At 60.1% G+C, this 20689-nt stretch carries 17 protein-coding genes and 1 pseudogene; 8 read left to right on the top strand and 10 right to left on the bottom strand.

The genetic code is table 11. The annotated features are described in order from the left end of the window. The first annotated feature begins 15 nt into the window (after positions 1-15). Both ACSQ17_RS20315 and ACSQ17_RS20310 read left to right on the top strand, forming a co-directional pair. Positions 16-372 carry a 4a-hydroxytetrahydrobiopterin dehydratase gene (locus ACSQ17_RS20315; protein WP_436070313.1) on the top strand — a complete coding sequence of 119 codons (357 nt, stop codon included), beginning with the start codon at positions 16-18 and terminating at the stop codon, positions 370-372. Then, positions 369-1562, top strand: coding sequence for an amino acid aminotransferase (locus tag ACSQ17_RS20310; protein WP_436070312.1), 1194 nt, complete (start codon positions 369-371; stop codon positions 1560-1562). Before ACSQ17_RS20315 ends, ACSQ17_RS20310 begins: the two co-directional genes overlap by 4 nt. Before the next feature lie 97 nt (positions 1563-1659). On the opposite strand, the gene ACSQ17_RS20305 is transcribed toward ACSQ17_RS20310, so the two are convergent. The 7 genes from ACSQ17_RS20305 to ACSQ17_RS20275 form a co-directional block, all read right to left on the bottom strand. Continuing rightward, positions 1660-2079, bottom strand: a complete 420-nt coding sequence (locus ACSQ17_RS20305) for a VOC family protein (RefSeq protein WP_436070311.1) — start codon at positions 2077-2079, stop codon at positions 1660-1662. Positions 2080-2112: 33 nt separating this feature from the next. Then, positions 2113-2532, bottom strand: a complete 420-nt coding sequence (locus ACSQ17_RS20300; protein WP_436070310.1) for a YciI family protein — start codon at positions 2530-2532, stop codon at positions 2113-2115. Positions 2533-2704: 172 nt separating this feature from the next. Continuing rightward, positions 2705-3589 carry a LysR substrate-binding domain-containing protein gene (locus ACSQ17_RS20295; protein WP_436070309.1) on the bottom strand — a complete coding sequence of 295 codons (885 nt, stop codon included), beginning with the start codon at positions 3587-3589 and terminating at the stop codon, positions 2705-2707. An 87-nt stretch (positions 3590-3676) separates the two neighbouring features. Continuing rightward, on the bottom strand, positions 3677-4090 hold the full coding sequence (gene arfB / locus ACSQ17_RS20290) for an alternative ribosome rescue aminoacyl-tRNA hydrolase ArfB (protein WP_436070308.1): 414 nt from the start codon (positions 4088-4090) through the stop codon (positions 3677-3679). Positions 4091-4106: 16 nt separating this feature from the next. Further along, positions 4107-4736, bottom strand: a complete 630-nt coding sequence (locus tag ACSQ17_RS20285; protein WP_436070307.1) for a LysE family translocator — start codon at positions 4734-4736, stop codon at positions 4107-4109. 99 nt (positions 4737-4835) lie between these two features. Further along, on the bottom strand, positions 4836-5360 hold the full coding sequence (locus ACSQ17_RS20280; RefSeq protein WP_436070306.1) for a DUF934 domain-containing protein: 525 nt from the start codon (positions 5358-5360) through the stop codon (positions 4836-4838). After that, complete coding sequence (locus tag ACSQ17_RS20275) at positions 5357-7027, bottom strand: nitrite/sulfite reductase (protein ID WP_436070305.1); 1671 nt, start codon at positions 7025-7027, stop codon at positions 5357-5359. The genes ACSQ17_RS20280 and ACSQ17_RS20275 overlap by 4 nt, the downstream gene beginning before the upstream one ends. A gap of 443 nt (positions 7028-7470) precedes the next feature. On the opposite strand from ACSQ17_RS20275, the gene ACSQ17_RS20270 reads away from it, so the two are divergent. Then, on the top strand, positions 7471-8457 hold the full coding sequence (locus ACSQ17_RS20270; RefSeq protein WP_436070304.1) for an extracellular solute-binding protein: 987 nt from the start codon (positions 7471-7473) through the stop codon (positions 8455-8457). Further along, entirely contained in the window at positions 8454-10130 is a 1677-nt protein-coding gene (locus ACSQ17_RS20265) for a diguanylate cyclase domain-containing protein (RefSeq protein ID WP_436070303.1), read from the top strand. The genes ACSQ17_RS20270 and ACSQ17_RS20265 overlap by 4 nt, the downstream gene beginning before the upstream one ends. A gap of 30 nt (positions 10131-10160) precedes the next feature. On the opposite strand, the gene ACSQ17_RS20260 is transcribed toward ACSQ17_RS20265, so the two are convergent. Then, a complete protein-coding gene (locus ACSQ17_RS20260; protein WP_436070302.1) occupies positions 10161-11330 on the bottom strand; it encodes a GGDEF domain-containing protein in 1170 nt (389 codons plus the stop codon). A 381-nt stretch (positions 11331-11711) separates the two neighbouring features. On the opposite strand from ACSQ17_RS20260, the gene ccoG reads away from it, so the two are divergent. The 4 genes from ccoG (at position 11712) to ACSQ17_RS20240 (ending at position 17472) form a co-directional block, all read left to right on the top strand. Continuing rightward, a complete protein-coding gene (gene ccoG / locus ACSQ17_RS20255; RefSeq protein ID WP_436070301.1) occupies positions 11712-13127 on the top strand; it encodes a cytochrome c oxidase accessory protein CcoG in 1416 nt (471 codons plus the stop codon). A 64-nt stretch (positions 13128-13191) separates the two neighbouring features. Next, positions 13192-14601, top strand: a complete 1410-nt coding sequence (mapR, locus tag ACSQ17_RS20250) for a GntR family transcriptional regulator MpaR (RefSeq protein WP_436070300.1) — start codon at positions 13192-13194, stop codon at positions 14599-14601. A gap of 104 nt (positions 14602-14705) precedes the next feature. Further along, on the top strand, positions 14706-15785 hold the full coding sequence (locus ACSQ17_RS20245; RefSeq protein WP_436070299.1) for a metal-dependent hydrolase: 1080 nt from the start codon (positions 14706-14708) through the stop codon (positions 15783-15785). A gap of 79 nt (positions 15786-15864) precedes the next feature. Beyond that, positions 15865-17472 (top strand): methyl-accepting chemotaxis protein, encoded by a 1608-nt coding sequence (locus ACSQ17_RS20240; RefSeq protein ID WP_436070298.1) that lies wholly within the window; start codon positions 15865-15867, stop codon positions 17470-17472. 57 nt (positions 17473-17529) lie between these two features. Here the strand turns inward: ACSQ17_RS20240 and ACSQ17_RS20235 are convergent, their stop codons facing one another. Then, the gene (locus ACSQ17_RS20235; RefSeq protein WP_436070297.1) at positions 17530-18918 is read right to left on the bottom strand and encodes an amino acid permease; all 1389 of its coding nucleotides are present in this window, start codon (positions 18916-18918) and stop codon (positions 17530-17532) included. Positions 18919-19148: 230 nt separating this feature from the next. Next, positions 19149-20562, bottom strand: a pseudogene (locus ACSQ17_RS20230) (amino acid permease); the annotation flags it as partial. Positions 20563-20689 lie beyond the last annotated feature (127 nt).

Here is a 20689-nt window from a genome sequence, read left to right as displayed (position 1 = left end):
CCAGAGGAACCCGACATGACCGCCCTTGCCCAAGCCCAATGTGAAGCCTGCCGCGCCGATGCGCCGAAAGTCAGCGATGAAGAGCTGGCCGAATTGATCCGCGAAATCCCGGACTGGAATATCGAAGTGCGCGGCGACCATATGGAGCTGGAGCGGGTCTACCTGTTCCGCACCTTCCGCCATGCCCTGGCATTCACCAACGCCGTCGGTGCGATTGCCGAAGAAGTCGGTCACCACCCCGCGCTGCTTACCGAGTGGGGCAAGGTCACCGTGACCTGGTGGAGCCATGAAATGCGCGGCCTGCACCGTAACGACTTCATCATGGCCGCGCGCACCGATGTACTGGCCGCCAGCGCCGAGGGCCGCAAGTGAGCCATTTCCACAGCATCAGCCGCGTACCGGGCGACCCGATTCTCGGTTTGATGGACGCTTATCGCGCCGACCGTAACCCGGCCAAGCTCGACCTCGGCGTGGGTGTGTACAAGGACGCTCAGGGCCTGACGCCGATTCCCCAGGCGGTAAAGCTCGCCGAACAGCGGCTGGTGGAAAGCGAAACAACCAAGAGCTATATCGGCGGCCATGGCGATGCGCTGTTTGGCAGCCTGCTCAGCCAGCTGGTGTTAGGTGTGGACAGCCCGCTGCTGGCCGAGCGCGCCGCTGCCACCCAGACGCCTGGCGGTACCGGTGCGCTGCGCCTATGCGCCGACTTTATTGCCCACTGCCTGCCGGGCCGGGGTATCTGGCTGAGCGACCCGACCTGGCCGATCCATGAAAGCATCTTTGCGGCTGCTGGCCTGCGCGCTGGCCATTACCCCTATGTTGGCGCTGACAACCAGCTGAATGTCGAGGCGATGATTGCCGCCCTAGCCCACGTGCCCAAAGGCGACGTGGTGCTGCTGCACGCCTGCTGCCACAACCCGACCGGTTTCGACCTCACCCTGCGTGACTGGAAGCGCGTGCTGGAGGTGGTCAAAGCCCGCGAACTGCTGCCGCTGATCGACTTTGCCTACCAGGGTTTTGGCGACGGCCTGGAGCAGGACGCCTTTGCCGTACGCCTGTTTGCCGCCGAATTACCCGAGCTGCTGATCACCAGCTCCTGCTCGAAGAACTTCGGTCTGTACCGCGAGCGTACCGGCGCACTGATTGTTTGCGCCGCCACTGCCGAGAAGCTGCTGGATGTACGCAGCCAGCTGGCCTTTATCGCCCGCAACCTGTGGTCCACCCCGCCCGCTCACGGTGCAGCCGTGGTCGCGACCATTCTGGCGGACAGCACGCTAAAACAGCTGTGGATGGATGAAGTGGAAGCCATGCGCCAGCGCATCGCCAGCCTGCGCGCCGGTCTGGTCGAGGCGTTGCAGCCTTACGGGCTGAATCAGCGCTTTGCCCATATTGCGCTGCAGCGCGGCATGTTCTCCTACACCGGGCTCTCGCCCGTGCAGGTGCAGCGTCTGCGTGATGAATTCAGCGTGTATATGGTTGGCTCAGGCCGGGCCAATATGGCCGGGCTCGACGCCGAGCGCCTGGGTCAGCTGGCCAGCGCCATCGCCCGCGTGTGTGGCTGAACAGCGAGCAAGAGCAGAGTCAGCGGCCCGCTTACGGCAGGCCGATCAATGCGGCCCAGCGCTGGGCCGCATCCTTCAAGAGCCAGCGCAACAGCCCTTAGCCCATCTGCGCATCCACTGTGCAGTTGATCATCCAGCCCACGCCGAAGCGGTCGGTGAACATGGCAAAGCGTGTGGCCCAGAACGTCTGTTGCAATTCCATCTGCACCGAACCGCCCGCTGACAGCGCCTCGTAGAGGCGTTCGGCCTCTGGCACATTGCTCACCTGCAGGGAAATCGAACAGCCCTTGATGCCCTCATACGGCATACCGGGGAAGGTGTCAGAGGCCATCAGCAACTGGTCACCCACGGTCAGGCAAACGTGCATCACGCGGTCGTGAAACGCCTCTGGCACATTGGCCGCTTCCGGGCTTTCGCCCATGCGCATCAGCTCCAGGCTACCGCCCAGGCAGTCGGCATAGTGGATGAAGGCCGCTTCACACTGGCCATCGAAGGTCAAATAGGCATGGATCTTCATGAGCACTCTCCTTAGTACGGGGTTGTGATGGTTCTACGATTCAAGCTGGGCGCGCAGGCGCTCTTCCTGCTCACGCAGCTCGGGGGTGAATTCATCGCCAAAGTCCTCGGCCTCGAAAATCTGCCGAATCTCAATTTCGCTATCGCCTGGCATCGGGTTGGGGCAACGCTTGACCCACTCGATGCACTCCGCCAAAGACGCCACCTGAAAAATCCAGAAGCCGGCAATCAGCTCCTTGGTTTCAATAAACGGCCCATCCGTAACACTGCGCTGGCTGCCGGAGAACCTTACTCGTGCGCCTTTGCTGCTCGGCTGCAGGCCTTCGCCGGCGAGCATCACGCCTGCTGCAACCAACTCTTCGTTGTAACGCCCCATCGCCGTCAGCAGCTCCTCTCTGGGCATAAAGCCGGCTTCGGAATCTGCAGTTGCCTTGACTATCACCATAAACCGCATGCGCTTGTCCTCACGTGATTGGTTGACTCGTCTGCCCTTACAGATTTGCCAGGGTGTGTAAGGGCAGACCGCAAACCCAAAGCTGGGTTCTGTACGTTAGTCGAACGGCAATTACAGGAATCGACAGGCTCGCAAGAAATCTTTTCGATAATCTGCACAGCGCTTCTGCAGGCTAGGTCAGCTGTGCACTCAAGTAGTCAAGAAAGCAGGTGATGCGCGAGGCCAAGGCAGTGTTGCGGTAATACACCGCATGAATCGGCTGCCGCACCTCGACGGTATCGCGCGCCAGCAGTTGCACCAGGTCACCACGGGCGCGGTCGGCAGCGGTCATAAAGTCCGCCAGACAAACGATCCCGGCGCCGCTCAACGCCAGCTGACGCAAGGTTTCGCCGCTGGAGGCGCTAAGGCTCGGGGTGATGCTGTAGGTGTCACCCAGGGCATGGCGCAGTGGCCACTGGTTAAGGCTCTCGGGTTGGGTAAAACCGAGCAGACTATGCCCACTCAGCGCCTCAACGCTTTTCGGCATGCCATGGCTCTTGAGATAGGCCGGACTGGCCAGTACGCGCAGGCTATTGCTGCCCAGCGGGCGTGCATGCAGGGTGGAATCACGTAGCGGGCCAATACGAATGGCCACATCGGTGCGCTGTTCCAGCAGATCGATAATCTGGTCGCTGCTGTGCAGTTCCAGCTCAATCTCCGGGTATTGCGCCCGAAACCCCGCCACCAGCGGCACAACCACGTGCAACATAAACGGCGCAGCAGCATTGACCCGCAAACGCCCGGCAGGTTTCTGCCGGCGCACCCTCATCTGCTCTTCGGCGCTTTCCACCGCATCGAGAATCTTGCGCGCCTGAACGAGAAAAGCCTGGCCCTCTTCGGTCAGTTCCAACCGCCGCGTGGTACGGCGCAACAAGGTGACATCGAGCTTTTCTTCCAGCCGGCTGAGCGCGCGGCTGACACCGGAAGCCGTCTGCGTCAGTTGCTCGGCGGCGGCGCTGATCGAGCCGCTGTCCACCACGCTGACAAAGGCCAGCAATTCATCGAGGGTCGTTTTCATTCGTGCATCTTAGTCAAATATGCCGACCTGAAAACCCTACCTACACTCACGAAAATCAGTTTTAACGCGGCACACCTAAACAGCCAACTAAAAATCCACCTTGCCGCGGCCTGCCTTGATCGTGCCGCGAATGCTCTTGCCTTCCAGGCGGCGCTTTTTCGAGCCCAGGGTCGGCTTGGTCGGGCGGCGGGCTTTCTCGGTTTTAGCGGCGCTGCGAATCAACTCGGCCAAACGTTCCAGGGCATCGCTCCGGTTCTGCTCCTGAGTGCGGTACTGCTGCGCTTTGATAATCACCACCCCACCCGCAGTGATGCGGCTGTCGCGCAGCGCCAGCAGCCGTTCTTTGTAGAACGGCGGCAAGCTCGACGCCTGGCTGTCAAAGCGCAGGTGCACCGCACTGGAGACCTTGTTGACGTTCTGCCCGCCCGCACCTTGGGCGCGGATGGCGGTCAGTTCGATTTCATCGTCGGGCAGATGAACGCTGTTGGAGATAACCAGCATGGTCAGGCGACAGCGCTCATGGTGCAGTCGAGCTCCCCAGCTTGATCCCGAAAGCGACAAGAACGCTCCCGGTTATTCGGTCCAGCACCTTTATCAATGCGGGCCGTCGCAGAAACCGGCTCAGGGGAATCGTGGCCGCGATCAGCACTGCGAACCAGGCCAGCGTCAGCATCACATGCAGGCACGCAAGGAAAAACGAATAACCGGCCACGCTGGCACCCAGCGGGACAAACTGCGGAAGGAAGGTCACATAGAACACCCCGACCTTAGGGTTGAGCAGGTTGGTCAGCAGGCCACGCCAGAACGCATCATGGCTGTGTAGCGGCGCAACATTGTCGGCAGCGGAATCGAACGTGTCGCGTGGTTTGAACAGCAACCTGCACCCCAGCCAGATCAGGTAAACGGCCCCGACAAACTTGACGACCGTGTAGGCTCGCTCGGATGCGTGCAGCAACGCACCCAACCCGAGAGAGACTGCCGCGCCCCAGATCAGGCAACCTATCGCGATACCCGCAGCCGCCATTAGCGCTGGGCGGCGCCCGTCCACCGCCACGGCGCGCAACACGATAGCGGTGTCCACACCCGGCGTGATCGTAAGCAGTGAAGCGGCGGCGATAAAAGCCAGAGTCAGTGGCAGATCAACCATTGGGCGAAATCTCCAGGCAACCGACGCCAAACAAGGCCCAGCACTTTAGGGGCCCGCTCGTGCGGCGGTCAACAAACACCCAGCGGTAAGCTCACAACGTCACCCTGGCCCTCCGCTGCGGCGACGGAACAACGGCCGGGGTTCAATGGCTGAACGTCCATACAACACGCTCATCCCCGCCAAACCCTTGAGCGCATCCTCAACCGACTTGTCCTCACGCACAGCGAAGGCGTCAAAGCCGCACTGGCGCATATGGCTGAGCTGATCACGCAGCACATCGCCCACCGCGCGCAATTCGCCACGCCAGCCAAGCCGGGTGCGCAGCAGATACGCCTGACTGTAACCACGTCCATCACGGAAACTGGGAAAGTCGATGGCAATCAGCGGTACTACCGCCAGATAAGGCTCTACGCTAGCCACTTCATCATCCGGTGCCAGGCAGATGCCGTCCAGACTGAAGCGTTCGCCGCGCTGGGTTGCATCGTCCTGTCGTTCCAACCACATGCGCAAGGGCAGGATCAGCGGGCCAGCGGGTCGCGGCTCCGTGTTATCCACCAGCAGGTTCCATGGATCGTTGTCGACGATACTCGGCGCGCCGTTGACCAGCTTGATCAGGTTGTTCATGCGGGCACCTGTTGCTTGCGATAGACCTGCTCCTTGAACGGCTCCAGACCGATACGCTGCACCGTATCGACAAACCGCTCTTCGGCTTCGCGGTAGTCCGTAAAGGTTTGCACCAGGCCCTCGATCACCTGGGGAATCTCCGCCGCGCTGAATGACGGACCGATCACCTTGCCCAGTGCACTGGTCTTGCCCTGAGCACCGCCAATGGTCACCTGGTACCACTCACTGCCGTTCTTATCGACACCGAGAATGCCGATATTGCCAATGTGGTGATGGCCGCAGGCGTTCATACAGCCGGAAATATTCAGGCTGATATCGCCCAGGTCATGCAGGTAATCAAGGTCATCGAAACGCTGCTGAATTGCCTGGGCAATCGGAATCGACTTGGCATTGGCCAGGGAACAGAAATCCCCGCCTGGGCAGGCGATCACATCGGTCAGCAAGCCAACGTTGGCTGTCGCCAGCCCAGACGCGCAGGCCGCCTGCCACAGGGCATACAGGTCGCGCTTGCGAATATCCGGCAAGACCAGGTTCTGCTCGTGGGCGATACGGATTTCGGCGAAGCCAAAGCGTTCGGCGAGTTCGGCCACCGCTTCCATCTGCTCAGCGGTAACATCGCCAGGCGGCGCGCTGGCCCCAGGTTTGGTCGACAGCACCACTGCGCTATATCCCGGCACCTTATGCGCCAGTGTATTGCGCGCCACCCAGCGGGCGAATTCGGCGTCCTGCGCCAGAGCCGTGCCAAACCCCAGGTCAACATCCGGCAGGCGCTCGTAGGGCGGCGCGATAAAGGCATCGGCGACACGCTGATATTCCGCCTCGGTCAGCTCGGCCGGGCCGTCTTTGATGTGCTGCCACTCTTGCTCGACCTCGCGGGCGAACGCCTCGATGCCCAGGGCCTTGACCAGAATCTTGATGCGCGCCTTGTACTTGTTGTCGCGGCGGCCGTGGCGGTTGTAAACGCGCAGGATGGCCTCGACATACGACAGTAGATGCCGCCACGGCAGCGCCTCGCGAATCTGCTGACTGAGGATCGGTGTACGCCCCAGGCCGCCACCGACCATCACCCGCAGCAACATGTCGCCCTGCTCGTCGCGATAAACGTACAAACCAATGTCATGCATCATCACCGCCGCGCGATCTTCCTCGGCGGCGCACAGGGCAATCTTGAACTTGCGCGGCAAGTAGAGAAATTCCGGGTTGATCGTCGACCACTGCCGGAGGATTTCTGCCAGTGGTCGTGGATCGAGCAGCTCATCGGCAGCGACCCCGGCGAACGCCTCGGTGGTGATATTGCGCACGCAGTTGCCGGACGTCTGAATGGCGTGCATTTCCACACCGGCCAGGTGTTCGAGAATGTCCGGCACCTGTTCCAGTTCGATCCAGTTGAATTGAATGTTCTGCCGGGTGGTGAAGTGCCCGTAACCCCGGTCGTAACGCCGGGCGATATGCGCCAAGGCACGCATCTGCTGCGCCGACAGCGTGCCGTAGGGAATCGCCACCCGCAGCATGTAGGCATGTTTCTGCATATACAGGCCGTTTTGCAGGCGCAGCGGCAGAAACTCCTCCTCACTCAGCTCACCCCTGAGGCGCCGCTCGACCTGATCGCGAAACTGCGCCACCCGCTCACGCACCAGCGCGTGGTCATATTCATCGTACTGGTACATCGGCGCTCTCGGCTGTTATCGATGGCAATAACTATGCGCGTGGCGCTGATATCGAAACAGCCGCAGATCATGCTGAAAAATACGGAGCAGATGGTCTGGTGAACTGCTGCTTGGGGCTATCGAGCAACGTTTATCCGCGAATCCAAAATCAACGCAACGTCCGCTCGCGATGTCTGGAGAACATTATTATTGCAACATCGGTGCGGGAAACGACGGCACAGGCTTGGACAGCCGCGCGGTGCCCTATCGAAAAGCATAATACGAAGTGAAATGCATTAGCCGTACACGATCAGCCAATTGATCTGACTGGAAAAATCACCCCGCTAAACAGGCGAAAGGCGCTTCTGCACAAGGCTGCGAGTAACCTAAACTGTGAAAAAACAGAGGTCATTGCTATGCCACTCCGTTCGCTCCTGACCTTGGTCCTGTTAACCCTATTTTGCTTGCCATTACAGGCCAAACCGCTGCTGCGGGTGCTGGCCTGGCCCGGCTATGCCGATGCCGACTTAGTTGACGCCTTCGCCGAACGGTATGACGCCGATGTGGAAGTTACCCTTGTCGGCAACGATGACGAATTGCGGCTGAAGTTAGGCAAGGACGGCGGCCAAGATTACGATGTGATTGCAGCCAATACCTCAGAAATCAGCTACTTCGTGCAGCAACAGTTGCTGCAACCCCTGCGCTTATCGAACTTGACCCAGCGTAGCCGCCAGCTCCAACAATTCCGCCAGCTCAATGACATTCCAGGTTTGATGCATGATGGGCAGGCTTACGGGGTGCCCTATGTGTATGGCGAGATGGGCTTGATCTATAACCGCAAAATGATGAGTCGCCCACCGACTTCAATCAGCAGCCTGTGGGATCCGCAATGGCAGGGCCAAGTACTGGCCTATGATGGCAGCAGCCATAACTTCTCCCTGGCCCGACAAACCCTGGCCAAACCGCCCTTCGCCATCCCCAACGAAGACATGCCCGCCGCCGTCAACAAACTGATTGCCTTGCGGCGCAACGTGCTGAGTTTTTACAGCCTGCCAGAAGAGTCGGTCAGCCTCTTTATGCAAAACCCCATTGCCTTGATGTACGCCAACTACGGTCGTCAGCAACTCAAGTTATTGCAAGATGCGGGCGCCGATGTGGGTTACGTCATTCCCCAGGAAGGCGCACTCGCCTGGCTCGATTGCTGGGCCATTACCCGCATCACCCCCAACCGTGAACTGGCTGAACAATGGATCAATTACAGCCTGGAGCCACAAGTCAGCGGTGCCCTGACCGAGCGCCAGGGCCTGGAAAACACGCTGCGCACCCTGCAAACCTCCAGTGATCCCCTGAACCTGATTTGGCTGGAGCCGGTAACAGACGCCGAGATCCGCGCCAAGCTCTGGAAATCCATACTCGCCGGTGATCGCCCGGAAAATCTGGTGCTGCCTTGAAATTGCGCCTGGGTAACAAACTCACCGTCCTACTCTGTATGTTCGGTCTGCTGCTGGGTGGGTTTGCCAGTTACTACTCGCTCAGCAGCAGCAAGCAAATATTGATTGCTGCGGCCAAACGCGACCTGCTGCTGGCCAATCAAGTACTGGGACGCAACCTGCAGATCAGCCTGGAGAGTTTTGCCAGCGACCTTAAGGTGCTGAGCGCCCAGTCACAGCCGGTTGAAGTACTGCAAGACGTACCCAATAACAGTAAGGAGATCGCGGAGTTAGCCACGCTGTTTAGCTCCATGCTCAATGCTCACCCCGAGTACCAACGGATTCGCCTGATCGAAGCAAAAAACTATGGGCTGGAACGCATCAATGTTGACCGTCAGGGCATCGTTGCCAGCAGTGCCTTACAAGAAAAAGGCCACCTTCCCTATGTATTCAAAACCCTGAAATTATTGCCCGGCCAACAGTTCTTTTCTGAAATCGCCCCTTCGCGCCTTGATCCCGAAAAAGCCCTGACGCTGCACATCGCCAGCCCCATTTGGGCGAACGAGCCACGCGCAGTGGGGGTGATCGTGCTGAGCATCGACGTCAAAGCGCTATTCAGCCGTCTAAAGCGTGAACTACCGGACTACTACCAGCTATTTCTCGCCAACAGCCAAGGCGAATTACTCCTCAACCCAGAGCGCAACCAGTCCCAAGATCAAGGTTCAGTCGCCATGCTGCAAGCGCAGCTGCCAGAGATTCTTGCCCTGCTCAGCGGTAAAAGCAGCAGCATGCTTGGCGTCCTGCCCGCCAAGCGTAAACAGCCCACACGGCTTGCAGCCTTCACGACCATCAGCATCGAAGCCGAAAGCAATCATTTGCTCCTCGGGCTGGCAGTGCCCGAAAAACATATCCTGCAAGCATCGCAAGCGCTCGATCAGCGCCTGATCCAGATCATCGCCGCGCTCGGCCTGATCACCCTGATCCTGTCCCTTTGGCTTGCGCGACAAATGATTCGGCCGCTCAATCAAATCGGCCTGGCAATCGCCCACTTCAGCCAAGACCTCAGCCTCCAGCCCCTACCCACCGAACGAGGAGACGAGCTCGGCAAGCTGGCCCGGGATATCCGCGCCATGCAGGAAAAAATCCTCGCCCAGATCATCGAACTCAACACCAACCAGCAAGAACTGCAACGCATGGCGCATAACGACCCATTGACCGGGCTACCCAATCGCCGCTTGTTTTTTGATCGTTTAGAACATGCCATCAGCAATGCAGAGCGCAGCGGTAAGTTATTGGGGCTGCTCTATGTCGACCTTGATCACTTCAAGGAAATCAACGACAACCATGGGCACGCTGCAGGTGACGAAGTGCTGAGCAATGTGGCGCATCTGCTGGTCTCGGTGACCCGCAGTGGCGACACCGTGGCCCGCCTTGGCGGTGACGAGTTCGTCATACTGTTTGACGAGGTGGAAAGCCGAGCGACCCTGATGGCAATTGCTCAAAAACTACTGTCGCTGCTGCAAAATCGTCTGTTGATCGACGGTAAAGATTTACAGGTAAGGGCCAGCCTCGGCATCAGCCTGTACCCGCAAGATGGCAGCGATGCGCAAACGCTGCTGCAAAATGCCGACCGCGCCATGTACAACTCCAAACGCAGTGGTCGCAATACTGTCACCAGCAGCCACGTCACGTAAGCAGCATCGTCGGCTCAGCTGTTATTCGCGCTATACCTGCTGCCCCAGCCCCAACTCAACCCGGTTGCGCCCTGCGGTCTTGCCCCGGTAAAGGGCGGCATCTGCCTGTTGCAAAAACTCGTCGAACGCCTGTGCGCTGGTGAAGTGATCCGAAACGCCGATGGTTGCTGTGCAGCGGATCAACTGGCTTTTGCTGGTGCCTGGTACTTCGCTGCGTTCAATCGCCGCCCGTGTGCGTTCTGCCAGTTGCATAACACCAACGCTATCGGTATCCAGAGCGATAATCACGAACTCCTCGCCGCCCAGCCTGCAAACCAGATCACCCTGGCGGGCGGTGGCCTTGAGGACTTCGGCAACGCGGCACAGAACGAGATCGCCGACGTTGTGGCCATGGGTGTCATTGATACGTTTGAAGTGGTCGATATCCACGATCAGCAGGTACGCAGGCGCGGCCGTGCGGGAGCGGAAATGTGCCTCCAGTGCATCCATCAGCCCACGCCGATTCAGCAGCCTGGTGAGCGGATCATGTGCAGCCAGGCTGCGCAGTTCATCCGTAAGGCGGCGCAACACCAACCAGACCGCGCAAGGGGGTAGCACGGTCGCCAGGAACGACATGTAGATATAGAAAACCTTCTGGAAGCTGCTGCTCATATCGAGCGCCGCCATACCGCCCTCAACAATCAGCACGAACTTCGCAGCGTTCAGAAGGCAGATGCCGCCGATCAGCACGGCAAATACGAGCATTTCAACACTCAGGTCACTGGCAAACGTTCGCCGGCCATAAAGCACTGCCACTGTCATGCCCAGAAAGAGCAAGGCGCACAAACCCGCCAACATCGCATGACGGGCCTCGCTCCCGAGCAACGACTGCACCAGTATCTGCAACACGGTGTAGGTAGCAGCCAGTGCGAGCAGTGGTCGTACTACCGGGGTTGGGCGATCAAAAAAGCGCATGGCCCCGAGGACATAAGCAACAGGAGCGCTGAGCGTCAGCGTATGGCTGGCGACACTCATAACCCCCCAATCCGTAGGGCCGTCGAGCAATTGCAGAATATAAGCGAGCCCCAGCAGAAGATTGCCGAGTGCCAACACCTCCATGCCCATCTTCTTGCCATTCAGCCGGGTGCTGATCAGCAGGAACATCACGCAGAAACACAGTAGGTGCACGCAGAGCATGCCGATGATGACAGTGGTGATCATAAAATTCGCGTAAATAAGAGAGATCGCAATAGCAGCAGAGCATGGAGGCAATGGCCAAGGCGTACACTTACCGCAAGCCCTCGGTGCTGCCGTATTCGGTATGGTTATTTAACACTACTGCTGGTGCTCGCCATAGCCACAATGGCTTTGGCACCTCCGCCTGCTGCTTTATAGCGACTTACTGTGTCAGTCACGTAGCCGTTCAGTCGGTGCACGCTCAAAGACCATACCAGCTCTGTACCGAAAACCACTGAGAGTGGCTTGTATCCTTTATTTCTCCCCAGCATCTGATCCGCTTTTTATTTGAAAACCTGAGTCTGTTATCCAAACAGCTGCGCTCGCATCATGCGCCTCGCCTGATAAAGCCCGACGAGGCCCGTAATGAGCGAACGTATCCCCGCGCAGATCATTGAAACCATCGACCCGCGCCAGCCAATCCGCCTCACGCCATCCCAGGCTGGCGGGCCGATTCACACCCGCAGTTTCAGCGGCCGCTTTCGTAATCTGCGCCTCTACGGTGCGGGCTTGTTGTTTCTGATCTTCTTTGGCACCGCCTGGCTGGATTGGGATGGGCGCCAGGCCGTGCTGTGGAACCTGGCCGAGCACCGCTACTACATCTTCGGTGCGACCTTCTGGCCGCAGGATTTCACCCTGCTCTCGGCGCTGCTGATCATTGCCGCCTTTGGCCTGTTCACCATCACCGTGGTGGCTGGGCGGGTGTGGTGCGGCTACACCTGTCCGCAGAGCGTATGGACTTGGGTGTTTATGTGGGCGGAGAAAGTCACCGAGGGCGAGCGCAATCAGCGGGTCAAGCTCGATGCTGCGCCCTGGTCGCTGAACAAGCTGGCACGGCGCAGTGCCAAGCATGCGATCTGGCTGGGCGTAAGCCTGCTCACCGCGCTGACCTTTATTGGTTATTTCACACCGATCCGCCCACTGGCCAGCGACCTGCTGCGCCTGCAACTGGATGCCGGCACGCTGGTCTGGGTGCTGTTCTTTATGGCCGCCACCTACCTCAATGCTGGCTGGCTGCGTGAAAAAGTCTGCGTACACATGTGCCCGTATTCGCGCTTTCAGAGTGCGATGTTCGACGATGACACCCTGCTGGTGGCCTACGACGCCAAGCGCGGCGAAGGCCGTGGCCCGCGCAGAAAGGACAGCGACCATAAAGCCGAAGGCCTGGGCGATTGCATCGACTGCACTATGTGTGTCCAGGTCTGCCCCACCGGGATCGATATCCGTGATGGCCTGCAAATCGACTGCATCAGCTGCGGCGCCTGCATCGATGCCTGCGATTCGGTCATGGACAAGATGGGCTATGCCCGAGGCCTGGTCGGCTATCACTCCGAGCGTGAACTGCAAGGCGGCAAAACCCACTGGCTACGGCCGCGCCTGGTCGGCTATGGAATTGCCCTAGTGTTGATGCTCGCCGCCTTTTTCTGGGCCTTGAGCGAGCGATCGATGCTGTCCATCGACTCGGCCAAGGACCGCAGCATGTTCCGCGAAAACCAGCTGGGGCAGATCGAGAACACCTACCTGCTCAAAGTGATCAACAAGACCCAACAGCCGCAGCGTTATGCCCTGAGCTTGCTCGACAGCCCCAGCCTGCGCCTGGACGCGCCGCAGCAGTTGCAGCTCAACCCAGGGGAAATTCTCGATGTACCAGTGACCGTGGTGCTGGAGAGTGATCAGGCCGCGGCCAGCACCCTGCCCGTACATTTTGCGATCCATAACCTGGTCGATAGCCGCGAGCAGGCGCACACCCAGAGCGTTTTTCTGTCGCCGCGCGGACGCTGACAGTCGCATGGCCAGGCAACTCCCCGTAGAGTGCGCGAATCTGCAGCGCGTACCGACGGACACGATGAAACGCTACGAGAAATTCGCCGACCAGATTGCCGAACTGATCCGCACCGGCATGCTCGCCCCTGGCGAAAAAGTGCCCTCCGTGCGCCATGCCAGCCGCACCTATGGAGTCAGCCCATCCACGGTGTTCCAGGCTTACTACCTGCTGGAAGACCGTGGCCTGATCCAGGCTCGCGCGCGCTCCGGCTACTTTGTCCGCGAACTGGCGCGGCGCTCGCTGGCCGAGCCGGAAACCAGTCAGCAACCGACGCAAACCACCGAGGTGGATGTCAGCGAGCTGGTGTTCTCGGTCCTCGCCTCACTGAAAGACCCCAGCACCGTGCCATTCGGCTCAGCCTTTCCCAGCCCGCAGCTGTTTCCTTTGCAGCGCCTGGCGCGCTCCATGGCGCACAGCCTGCGCGATATGCAGCCGCAGGCGGTGATTGCCGACATGACCGAGGGCAACCCCAACCTACGCCGGCAGATTGCCCTGCGCTATATGGTCAGCGGGGTGATGCTGCCCGTCGAGGAGCTGGTGATCACCAGTGGGGCCATGGAAGCGCTCAATCTGTGCCTGCAAACGGTGACCCAACCTGGGGATCTGGTGGCCATCGAGGCGCCGGCCTTCTACGCCTGCTTGCAGGTGCTGGAGCGCTTACAGCTCAAGGCTGTGGAAATTCCGGTCAACCCGCGTGAAGGCATCGATCTGGACGTGCTGAGCGAGCGCCTAGCCAGCCTGCCAATCAAGGCCTGTTGGTTTATGAGCAGCCTGCAAAACCCGCTTGGCGCTAGCATGAGTGATGACAAGAAGCGCGCGCTGTATGAACTGCTGCAACACCATCAGGTGCCACTGATTGAAGACGACGTGTACGCCGAGTTGTATTTCGGCAGCCAGCCACCCAAGCCGGTAAAGAGCTTCGACCGCGACGGCCTGGTAATGCACTGCGGCTCGTTCTCCAAGTGCCTGGCCCCCGGTTACCGGGTTGGCTGGGTGGCCGGCGGACGCTATGCCGAGCAAATCAGCCGGCTCAAGCTGATGACCACCATCTCACCCTCGGTACCGGCCCAGGCCGCCCTGGCCGATTATCTGCAACACGGCGGCTTTGATCGCCATCTGCGCAAACTGCGCCATGCCCTGGAGGCGCAGCAGGCCTCAATGCTCGCTTCGGCGGCGCGGCATTTTCCCGCCAGCACCAAGGTCACCCGCCCCAGTGGTGGTTATTTCCTCTGGTTCGAGTTCCCCGAGCAGGTCGATGCCTTGCGCCTGTTCCAACTGGCTCTAGCCCAAGGCATCAGCCTTGCACCGGGGCCGATCTTCTCCGCGACCAGACGCTTCGGAAATTGCGCGCGACTGAACTATGGTCACCCCTGGGATGCACAAAGTGAGCAAGCCATGGCCATGCTGGGGCGGATCCTTTCTTCTTTTTAGGGCTTTGCTCAGCTCAAGCTGCTGAAATCTTTATTCGATATTTTTCGAAGCAAACGGCCAGTCGCTCGGCTAATTTAGCCGCCTGTTCAATTCAGAGATCAGTCATGGACTCGATAACCCAGGCGGTACTTGGTGCCAGTATTCAAGGCGCACTGCTCGGCCGTTGGCAGGGGCGCAAGGCGCTACTGTACGGTGCCATGCTTGGCACCCTGCCCGATCTGGATGTGGTCATCGATTACGGCGACGCGGTGGCGGACATGACCTACCACCGTGGCTTCAGCCACTCCCTGTTTGTTCTGACCGGCCTGGCGCTGCTCCTGACCTGGCTGACTCGACGCTTCCGGCACAACCCAGGCTACAGTGCCCAGCGCCAGTTCCTCACGCTATGGCTGGTACTGATTACCCACCCATTGCTCGATAGCTTCACCAGCTATGGCACCCAGCTGCTCTGGCCGCTGACGCCGATTCCCACTGCCTGGTCGAGTATCTTTATCATCGACCCGCTGTATACCGTACCGCTGTGCATTGCCGTGGCCCTGGGCCTGCTCTACGGCCTGCGCGACCAAAGTGTGCAGAGCAAAGCCGCCAAGGCCCCCGCCGTGGCCTTGCTGCTGTCTTCGCTGTACCTGGGTTTTACCCTGGGCGGCAAATACATGGCCGAACAGCGTGTGGAAGCCGAACTGGCCCATCAGGGCATCGAAGCGCAGCAGCTCTTCAGCACCCCTACCCCCTTCAACAGCCTGCTCTGGCGGGTAATCGTGCTCGATGGTGAGGATTACCACGAGGCGCTGGTCAGCTGGTTTGACGACGCACCGCCACAACTGGCGCGCATTCCCCGTGGCACCCACCTGGCTGCAGCGCTGGCCGACTCCTCGGCACATGCGCGGCTGGCCTGGTTTACCAATGGCGTGCTGCGCTACGACCAACTCGGCGAGCAACTGGTGGTCACCGATATCCGCCTGGGCATGACCGGTTTCCACCCGTTCCGCTTTGCCTTCGCAACCTGGCGCGACGGCCAATGGCAGCCCATTGAGCAGATTGAACGACTGCCAGTGGAACGCGGTGACCTGTCGCGCCTGCAACTGCTGTGGTCACGCATCTGGCAGCCGGAGGTTCAAGTGCCCTTGCTGGCCTGGGCCAACGAACTGCGTAGAACGCCGCTGGCCAGTAGTGGCGGGCAATAACGCCGTCTGGCGGCGGATCACAGACGTACGCAGCATGAGCTAGGCTGAACTCCAACCTTGCTTCGTTGGAGTGTTGCCCATGAATATCCGCCAGAAAATGATCGCTTGCGGGGCTATCAGTGTGTTGGCTGCCACCCTGTTGGGCAGCATCGGCTTCTGGGGGCAAACGCGTCTGGCCAGTGCGCTGAATGAAAACCAGCTGAGCGTCAGCGCCCTGCGCAATCATCTTGAAGGCGACATGATGCACGACGCCCTGCGCGCCGACGTGCTCGCCGCCTTTTATATCGATCCAGCCGACAGCAGTGCTGCCACCCAGGTACGCAGTGACCTGCGCGAACACAGCGAGTGGTTTACCCGCACCCTCAATGACAACGCCAAGCTGCCGCTCAGCGAGGCCATCCGCCAAGCCATAAGCCAGTCACAGCCGGCCCTGGCCGCCTACATCCAGCAGGCTGAAGGCATCGTCAACCTGGCACTGAAAGACCCGCCAGCAGCGCGGCAACAAATGCCCGCCTTCGACGCCAGCTTCGCCGAACTGGAAGAGAAGAACGAAGCGCTCAGCGGCCTGATCGAAGCGCACTCAGCGAAAACTCGTAGCGACAGCGAGGCTGCGGTCAAACAAGCCGCCTGGCTGCTGATTGGCGGGATCTTTGTGGTCTGCTGCCTGCTTTGCCTGCTCACCACCCAACTGATGAAGGCCGTGCTGCGTCCGCTGGAAACAATCATCGGCGTGGCCCGTGCCATTGCTCAAGGCAACCTGCGCAACACCATCAACATCGACAGCAACGACGAAGCCGGGCAACTGCAACAGGCCCTGGCGGACATGCAGGGCAACCTGCGGCAGATGATCGAGGGCATCCGTGCCGAAGGCGAGCACCTGCAACAGACTGCGCGCAACCTCACTGGCGCGTCACAAAGCATTGTGCACAGCACCCAGGAGGAATCGCAGAGCGCCACCAGCATGGCCTGCGCCATGGAGCAGATGATCCAGAACATCAGCCAGATCGCCGGGCACGCACGCAATGCCCAGGAAATCTCCTCGCACTCCGAAACACTGGCCAGCAGCGGCGGCCAGGTGATTATGGGCGTAGTCGATGGCATGAACCGCATCGCCGAGGCAGTCAACGAATCCAGCGCCACCATCACCGCGCTGGGCGAGTCGTCCGAGGAAATCCATTCGATCATTCAGGTGATCAAGAGCATCGCCGAACAGACCAACCTGCTCGCCCTGAATGCGGCCATCGAAGCAGCGCGCGCTGGTGAAGCCGGCCGCGGCTTTGCCGTGGTGGCCGATGAGGTGCGTAACCTGGCGGCGCGCACGGCGCAATCGACCCAGGAAATTACTGGGATGATCGAACGCATTCGCAACAGCACGGTTCAGGCAGTCAACAGCATGCAAACCGGGGTTACCCGAGTGAACGATGGCGTATCGCTGGCTCGCCAGGCCGGCGAGTCGATCAATGAGATTCGTGGCGGTGCGCACCGCGCGGCTGAAGTGGTGGAAGAAATTTCCCAGACCATCAACGAACAGAGCAAAGCCAGCAACGAGGTGGCCTTGCGCGTGGAACACATCGCCCAGATGTCACAGCAGAACAGCCGCACAGTCAACGAACTGGCCGCTGCCGCACAAAGCCTCGACCGTGTGGCGCGCAGCATGCAGAGCGCCGTGCTGCAGTTTCAGACATAGGCACCGCCAGATAAGAAAAAACCCGGTTTACACCGGGTTTTTTCTTACGTGCACAGCCTACCGCTGGGGGTTGCTCACCTGCTTGAGGCGATAACAAACCCAGATAAACAGTACCCAGAACGGTATGGCGTACACCGACACCTGAATGCCCGGAATCATCAGCATGACGCCGAGGATAAACACCACAAAGGCCAGGCAGATGTAGTTGCTGACGGGGTACCAGAAGGCCTTGAAGCTCGGCTCCACGCCCTGGCCCTGCATGGCTTTGCGGAACTTGATATGGGTCAGGCTGATCATCGCCCAGTTGATCACCAGCGAGGCCACCACCAGCGACATCAGCAACTCCAACGCCGATTTCGGCGCCAGGTAGTTGACCACTACGCAGAGCAGCGTCACCGCCGCCGACACGCCGATGGCCAGCACCGGCACGCCACGGTTGTTGACCTTCATCAGCGCCTTCGGTGCATCACCCTGCTCGGCCAGGCCGTAGAGCATGCGGCTGTTGCAGTACACGCCGCTGTTGTAGACCGACAGCGCGGCGGTGAGCACCACGAAGTTGAGGATATGCGCGGCGGTGTCGCTGCCGATCAGCGAGAAGATCTGCACGAACGGGCTGCTGCCATAGGCATCGCCGCCAGCGGTGAGGGTCTGCACCAGGCTGTCCCATGGGTACAGCGAGAGCAGTACGGTGAGCGCGCCGATATAGAAGATCAGGATGCGGTAGACCACCTGATTGATGGCCTTGGGGATCACCGTCTTCGGCTGATCGGCCTCGGCAGCGGTAATACCGACCAACTCCAGGCCGCCAAAGCTGAACATGATGATCGCCATCATCATCACCAGCCCGCTGATGCCATTGGGGAAGAACCCGCCATGGCTCCACAGGTTAGTGACGCTCGCCTGTTCGCCACCCGCGCCACTGAACAACAGGTACAGGCCGAGCAGGATCATGCCGATGATCGCCACCACCTTGATGATGGCAAACCAGAACTCGGTTTCACCGAAGGTTTTCACGTTAACCAGATTGATTGCGTTGATCAGCACGAAAAACGCCGCCGCCGTGGCCCAGGTGGGAATGTCTGGATACCAGTACTGCACGTACTTGCCCACCGCCGTCAGTTCGGCCATGCCGACCAGCACATAGAGTACCCAGTAGTTCCAGCCGGACAGAAAACCCGCATACGGGCCCCAGTAGCTGTGGGCGAAGTGGCTGAAGGAGCCGGCCACCGGCTCTTCGACGATCATCTCGCCAAGTTGGCGCATGATCAGAAAGGCAATAAAGCCGCCAATCGCATAGCCGAGAATCATCGACGGCCCGGCGCTTTGCAGCACCCCGGCCGAACCGAGGAACAGGCCGGTGCCGATTGCGCCACCGAGGGCGATCAGCTGGATATGGCGATTTTTCAGGCCGCGCTTGAGCGGGCCGGTGTGCAGCTGTTCAGACATCAGCACACCCCCCCAGGCAGGCGGAGGGAAGGACGAATACGTGGCATGCGGTCACCTGTCGGTCAGTTCCGTGACGGGAACGAACCCGCAGGACTTGTGATCCAGCGGAATGGTCGAAGGCTATTGGCCAGGGCAAGCGTGGATGCGCGCAGGCATCGGGTCACGGAACGCCGGGCAGTATATACAGCCCGGCAATTGCGCGGCCAGTTGGGCGACCGACGCTTAGCCCGCCTCGTAACCGGCGACGTTGCCTGAGGTTGCGGCCGACTTGGCCAGTTTCAGGCGGTAGCAGCCCCACATCAGCAGCAGCCACACCGGAATGGCGTACACCGACACCTGGATGCCCGGAATCAGCAGCATCACGCCGAGGATAAACAGCACGAAGGCCAGGCACAGGTAGTTGCCGTAAGGGAACCAGAAGGCGCGGAAGCTGCTGCGTGCGCCCTGCCCATCCAGATGGCGACGGAATTTCAGGTGCGAGTAGCTGATCATCGCCCAGTTGATCACCAACGCCGCTACCACCAGCGACATCAGCAGCTCCAGGGCATTCTTCGGCATCAGGTAGTTGACCAGCACCGCCAACCCGGTCACCAACGCCGAAACGATTAGGGCACGCACCGGTACGCCGCGTTTGTCGATCCTGGCCAGTGCCTTGGGCGCATCGCCCTGCTCGGCCAGGCCCACCAGCATGCGGCCGTTGCAGTAGGTGCCGCTGTTGTAGACCGACAGCGCGGCAGTCAGCACCACAAAATTGAGAATATGCGCTGCGGTATCGCTGCCAATCAGGGCGAACACCTTGACGAAGGGGCTGCCGCTGTAGGGATCGCCCGCACTGCTGATGCTGTGCAGCAACGCATCCCAGGGGCTCAGCGACAGCAGCACGATCAGCGCGCCGACGTAGAAAATCAGGATGCGCCAGATCACCTGGTTGATCGCCTTGGGGATCACCTGCTTGGGCTTTTCGGCCTCTGCGGCGGTGAAGCCGAGCATTTCCAGGCCGCCGAAGCTGAACATGATAAAGGCCATGGCCATCACCAAGCCGCCGATCCCGTTGGGGAAGAAGCCGCCGTGGCTCCACAGGTTGGCGACCGTCGCCTGCTCGCCGCCGGAGCCGCTGAACAGCAGCCAGCAACCGAGCGCGATCATGCCGACGATGGCCACCACCTTGATCATGGCGAACCAGAACTCGGCCTCGCCGAACAGTTTGACGTTGGCCAGGTTGATCGCGTTGACCACCAGGAAGAACACCGCCGCCGTGGCCCAGGTCGGCACTTCCGGCCACCAGAAATGGATGTACTTGCCGACCGCCGTCAGCTCGCTCATGCCCACCAGGATATACAGCACCCAGCAGTTCCATCCCGACAGAAAGCCGGCAAAACCGCCCCAGTATTTATGCGCGAAGTGGCTGAAGGAACCGGCAACCGGCTCCTCGACGATCATCTCGCCGAGCTGGCGCATGATCAGAAAGGCAATAAAGCCGCAGATGGCGTAGCCGAGAATCATCGACGGCCCGGCGGACTTGAGCACCCCAGCCGAACCGAGGAACAGGCCCGTGCCGATGGCACCGCCGAGGGCGATCAACTGAATGTGGCGATTCTTCAGGCCGCGCTTGAGGCTACCCGAGGGGGAAGTGTCATGCTGCATGTAAACGTCACCTTTTGTTTTTATCTGTGACGGGATAGGACCCGCAGCGCTTGTGGCGCGGCGGAGTTGGCAAGGCTTGATCAGCCGGGTTTCGCCTGAGCAACCCAGCGCAAGGACACGCAGGGTT

The organism is Pseudomonas sp. LjRoot71, assembly GCF_964253255.1.
Classification (GTDB): Bacteria; Pseudomonadota; Gammaproteobacteria; order Pseudomonadales; family Pseudomonadaceae; genus Aquipseudomonas.
Note: the sequence above shows the minus strand (reverse complement) of the source record. Positions and strands in the feature narration are given on the sequence as shown.

What these genes read in the sequence shown, in the direction of transcription:
- ACSQ17_RS20315 (WP_436070313.1), top strand. Translation starts at nt 16, where the DNA reads ATGACCGCCCTTGCCCAAGCCCAATGTGAAGCCTGCCGCGCCGATGCG.
- ACSQ17_RS20305 (WP_436070311.1), bottom strand. Translation starts at nt 2,079, where the DNA reads ATGAAGATCCATGCCTATTTGACCTTCGATGGCCAGTGTGAAGCGGCC.
- ACSQ17_RS20300 (WP_436070310.1), bottom strand. Translation starts at nt 2,532, where the DNA reads ATGCGGTTTATGGTGATAGTCAAGGCAACTGCAGATTCCGAAGCCGGC.
- ACSQ17_RS20295 (WP_436070309.1), bottom strand. Translation starts at nt 3,589, where the DNA reads ATGAAAACGACCCTCGATGAATTGCTGGCCTTTGTCAGCGTGGTGGAC.
- arfB (WP_436070308.1), bottom strand. Translation starts at nt 4,090, where the DNA reads ATGCTGGTTATCTCCAACAGCGTTCATCTGCCCGACGATGAAATCGAA.
- ACSQ17_RS20285 (WP_436070307.1), bottom strand. Translation starts at nt 4,736, where the DNA reads ATGGTTGATCTGCCACTGACTCTGGCTTTTATCGCCGCCGCTTCACTG.
- ACSQ17_RS20280 (WP_436070306.1), bottom strand. Translation starts at nt 5,360, where the DNA reads ATGAACAACCTGATCAAGCTGGTCAACGGCGCGCCGAGTATCGTCGAC.
- ACSQ17_RS20275 (WP_436070305.1), bottom strand. Translation starts at nt 7,027, where the DNA reads ATGTACCAGTACGATGAATATGACCACGCGCTGGTGCGTGAGCGGGTG.
- ACSQ17_RS20260 (WP_436070302.1), bottom strand. Translation starts at nt 11,330, where the DNA reads ATGATCACCACTGTCATCATCGGCATGCTCTGCGTGCACCTACTGTGT.
- ccoG (WP_436070301.1), top strand. Translation starts at nt 11,712, where the DNA reads ATGAGCGAACGTATCCCCGCGCAGATCATTGAAACCATCGACCCGCGC.
- mapR (WP_436070300.1), top strand. Translation starts at nt 13,192, where the DNA reads ATGAAACGCTACGAGAAATTCGCCGACCAGATTGCCGAACTGATCCGC.
- ACSQ17_RS20245 (WP_436070299.1), top strand. Translation starts at nt 14,706, where the DNA reads ATGGACTCGATAACCCAGGCGGTACTTGGTGCCAGTATTCAAGGCGCA.
- ACSQ17_RS20240 (WP_436070298.1), top strand. Translation starts at nt 15,865, where the DNA reads ATGAATATCCGCCAGAAAATGATCGCTTGCGGGGCTATCAGTGTGTTG.
- ACSQ17_RS20235 (WP_436070297.1), bottom strand. Translation starts at nt 18,918, where the DNA reads ATGTCTGAACAGCTGCACACCGGCCCGCTCAAGCGCGGCCTGAAAAAT.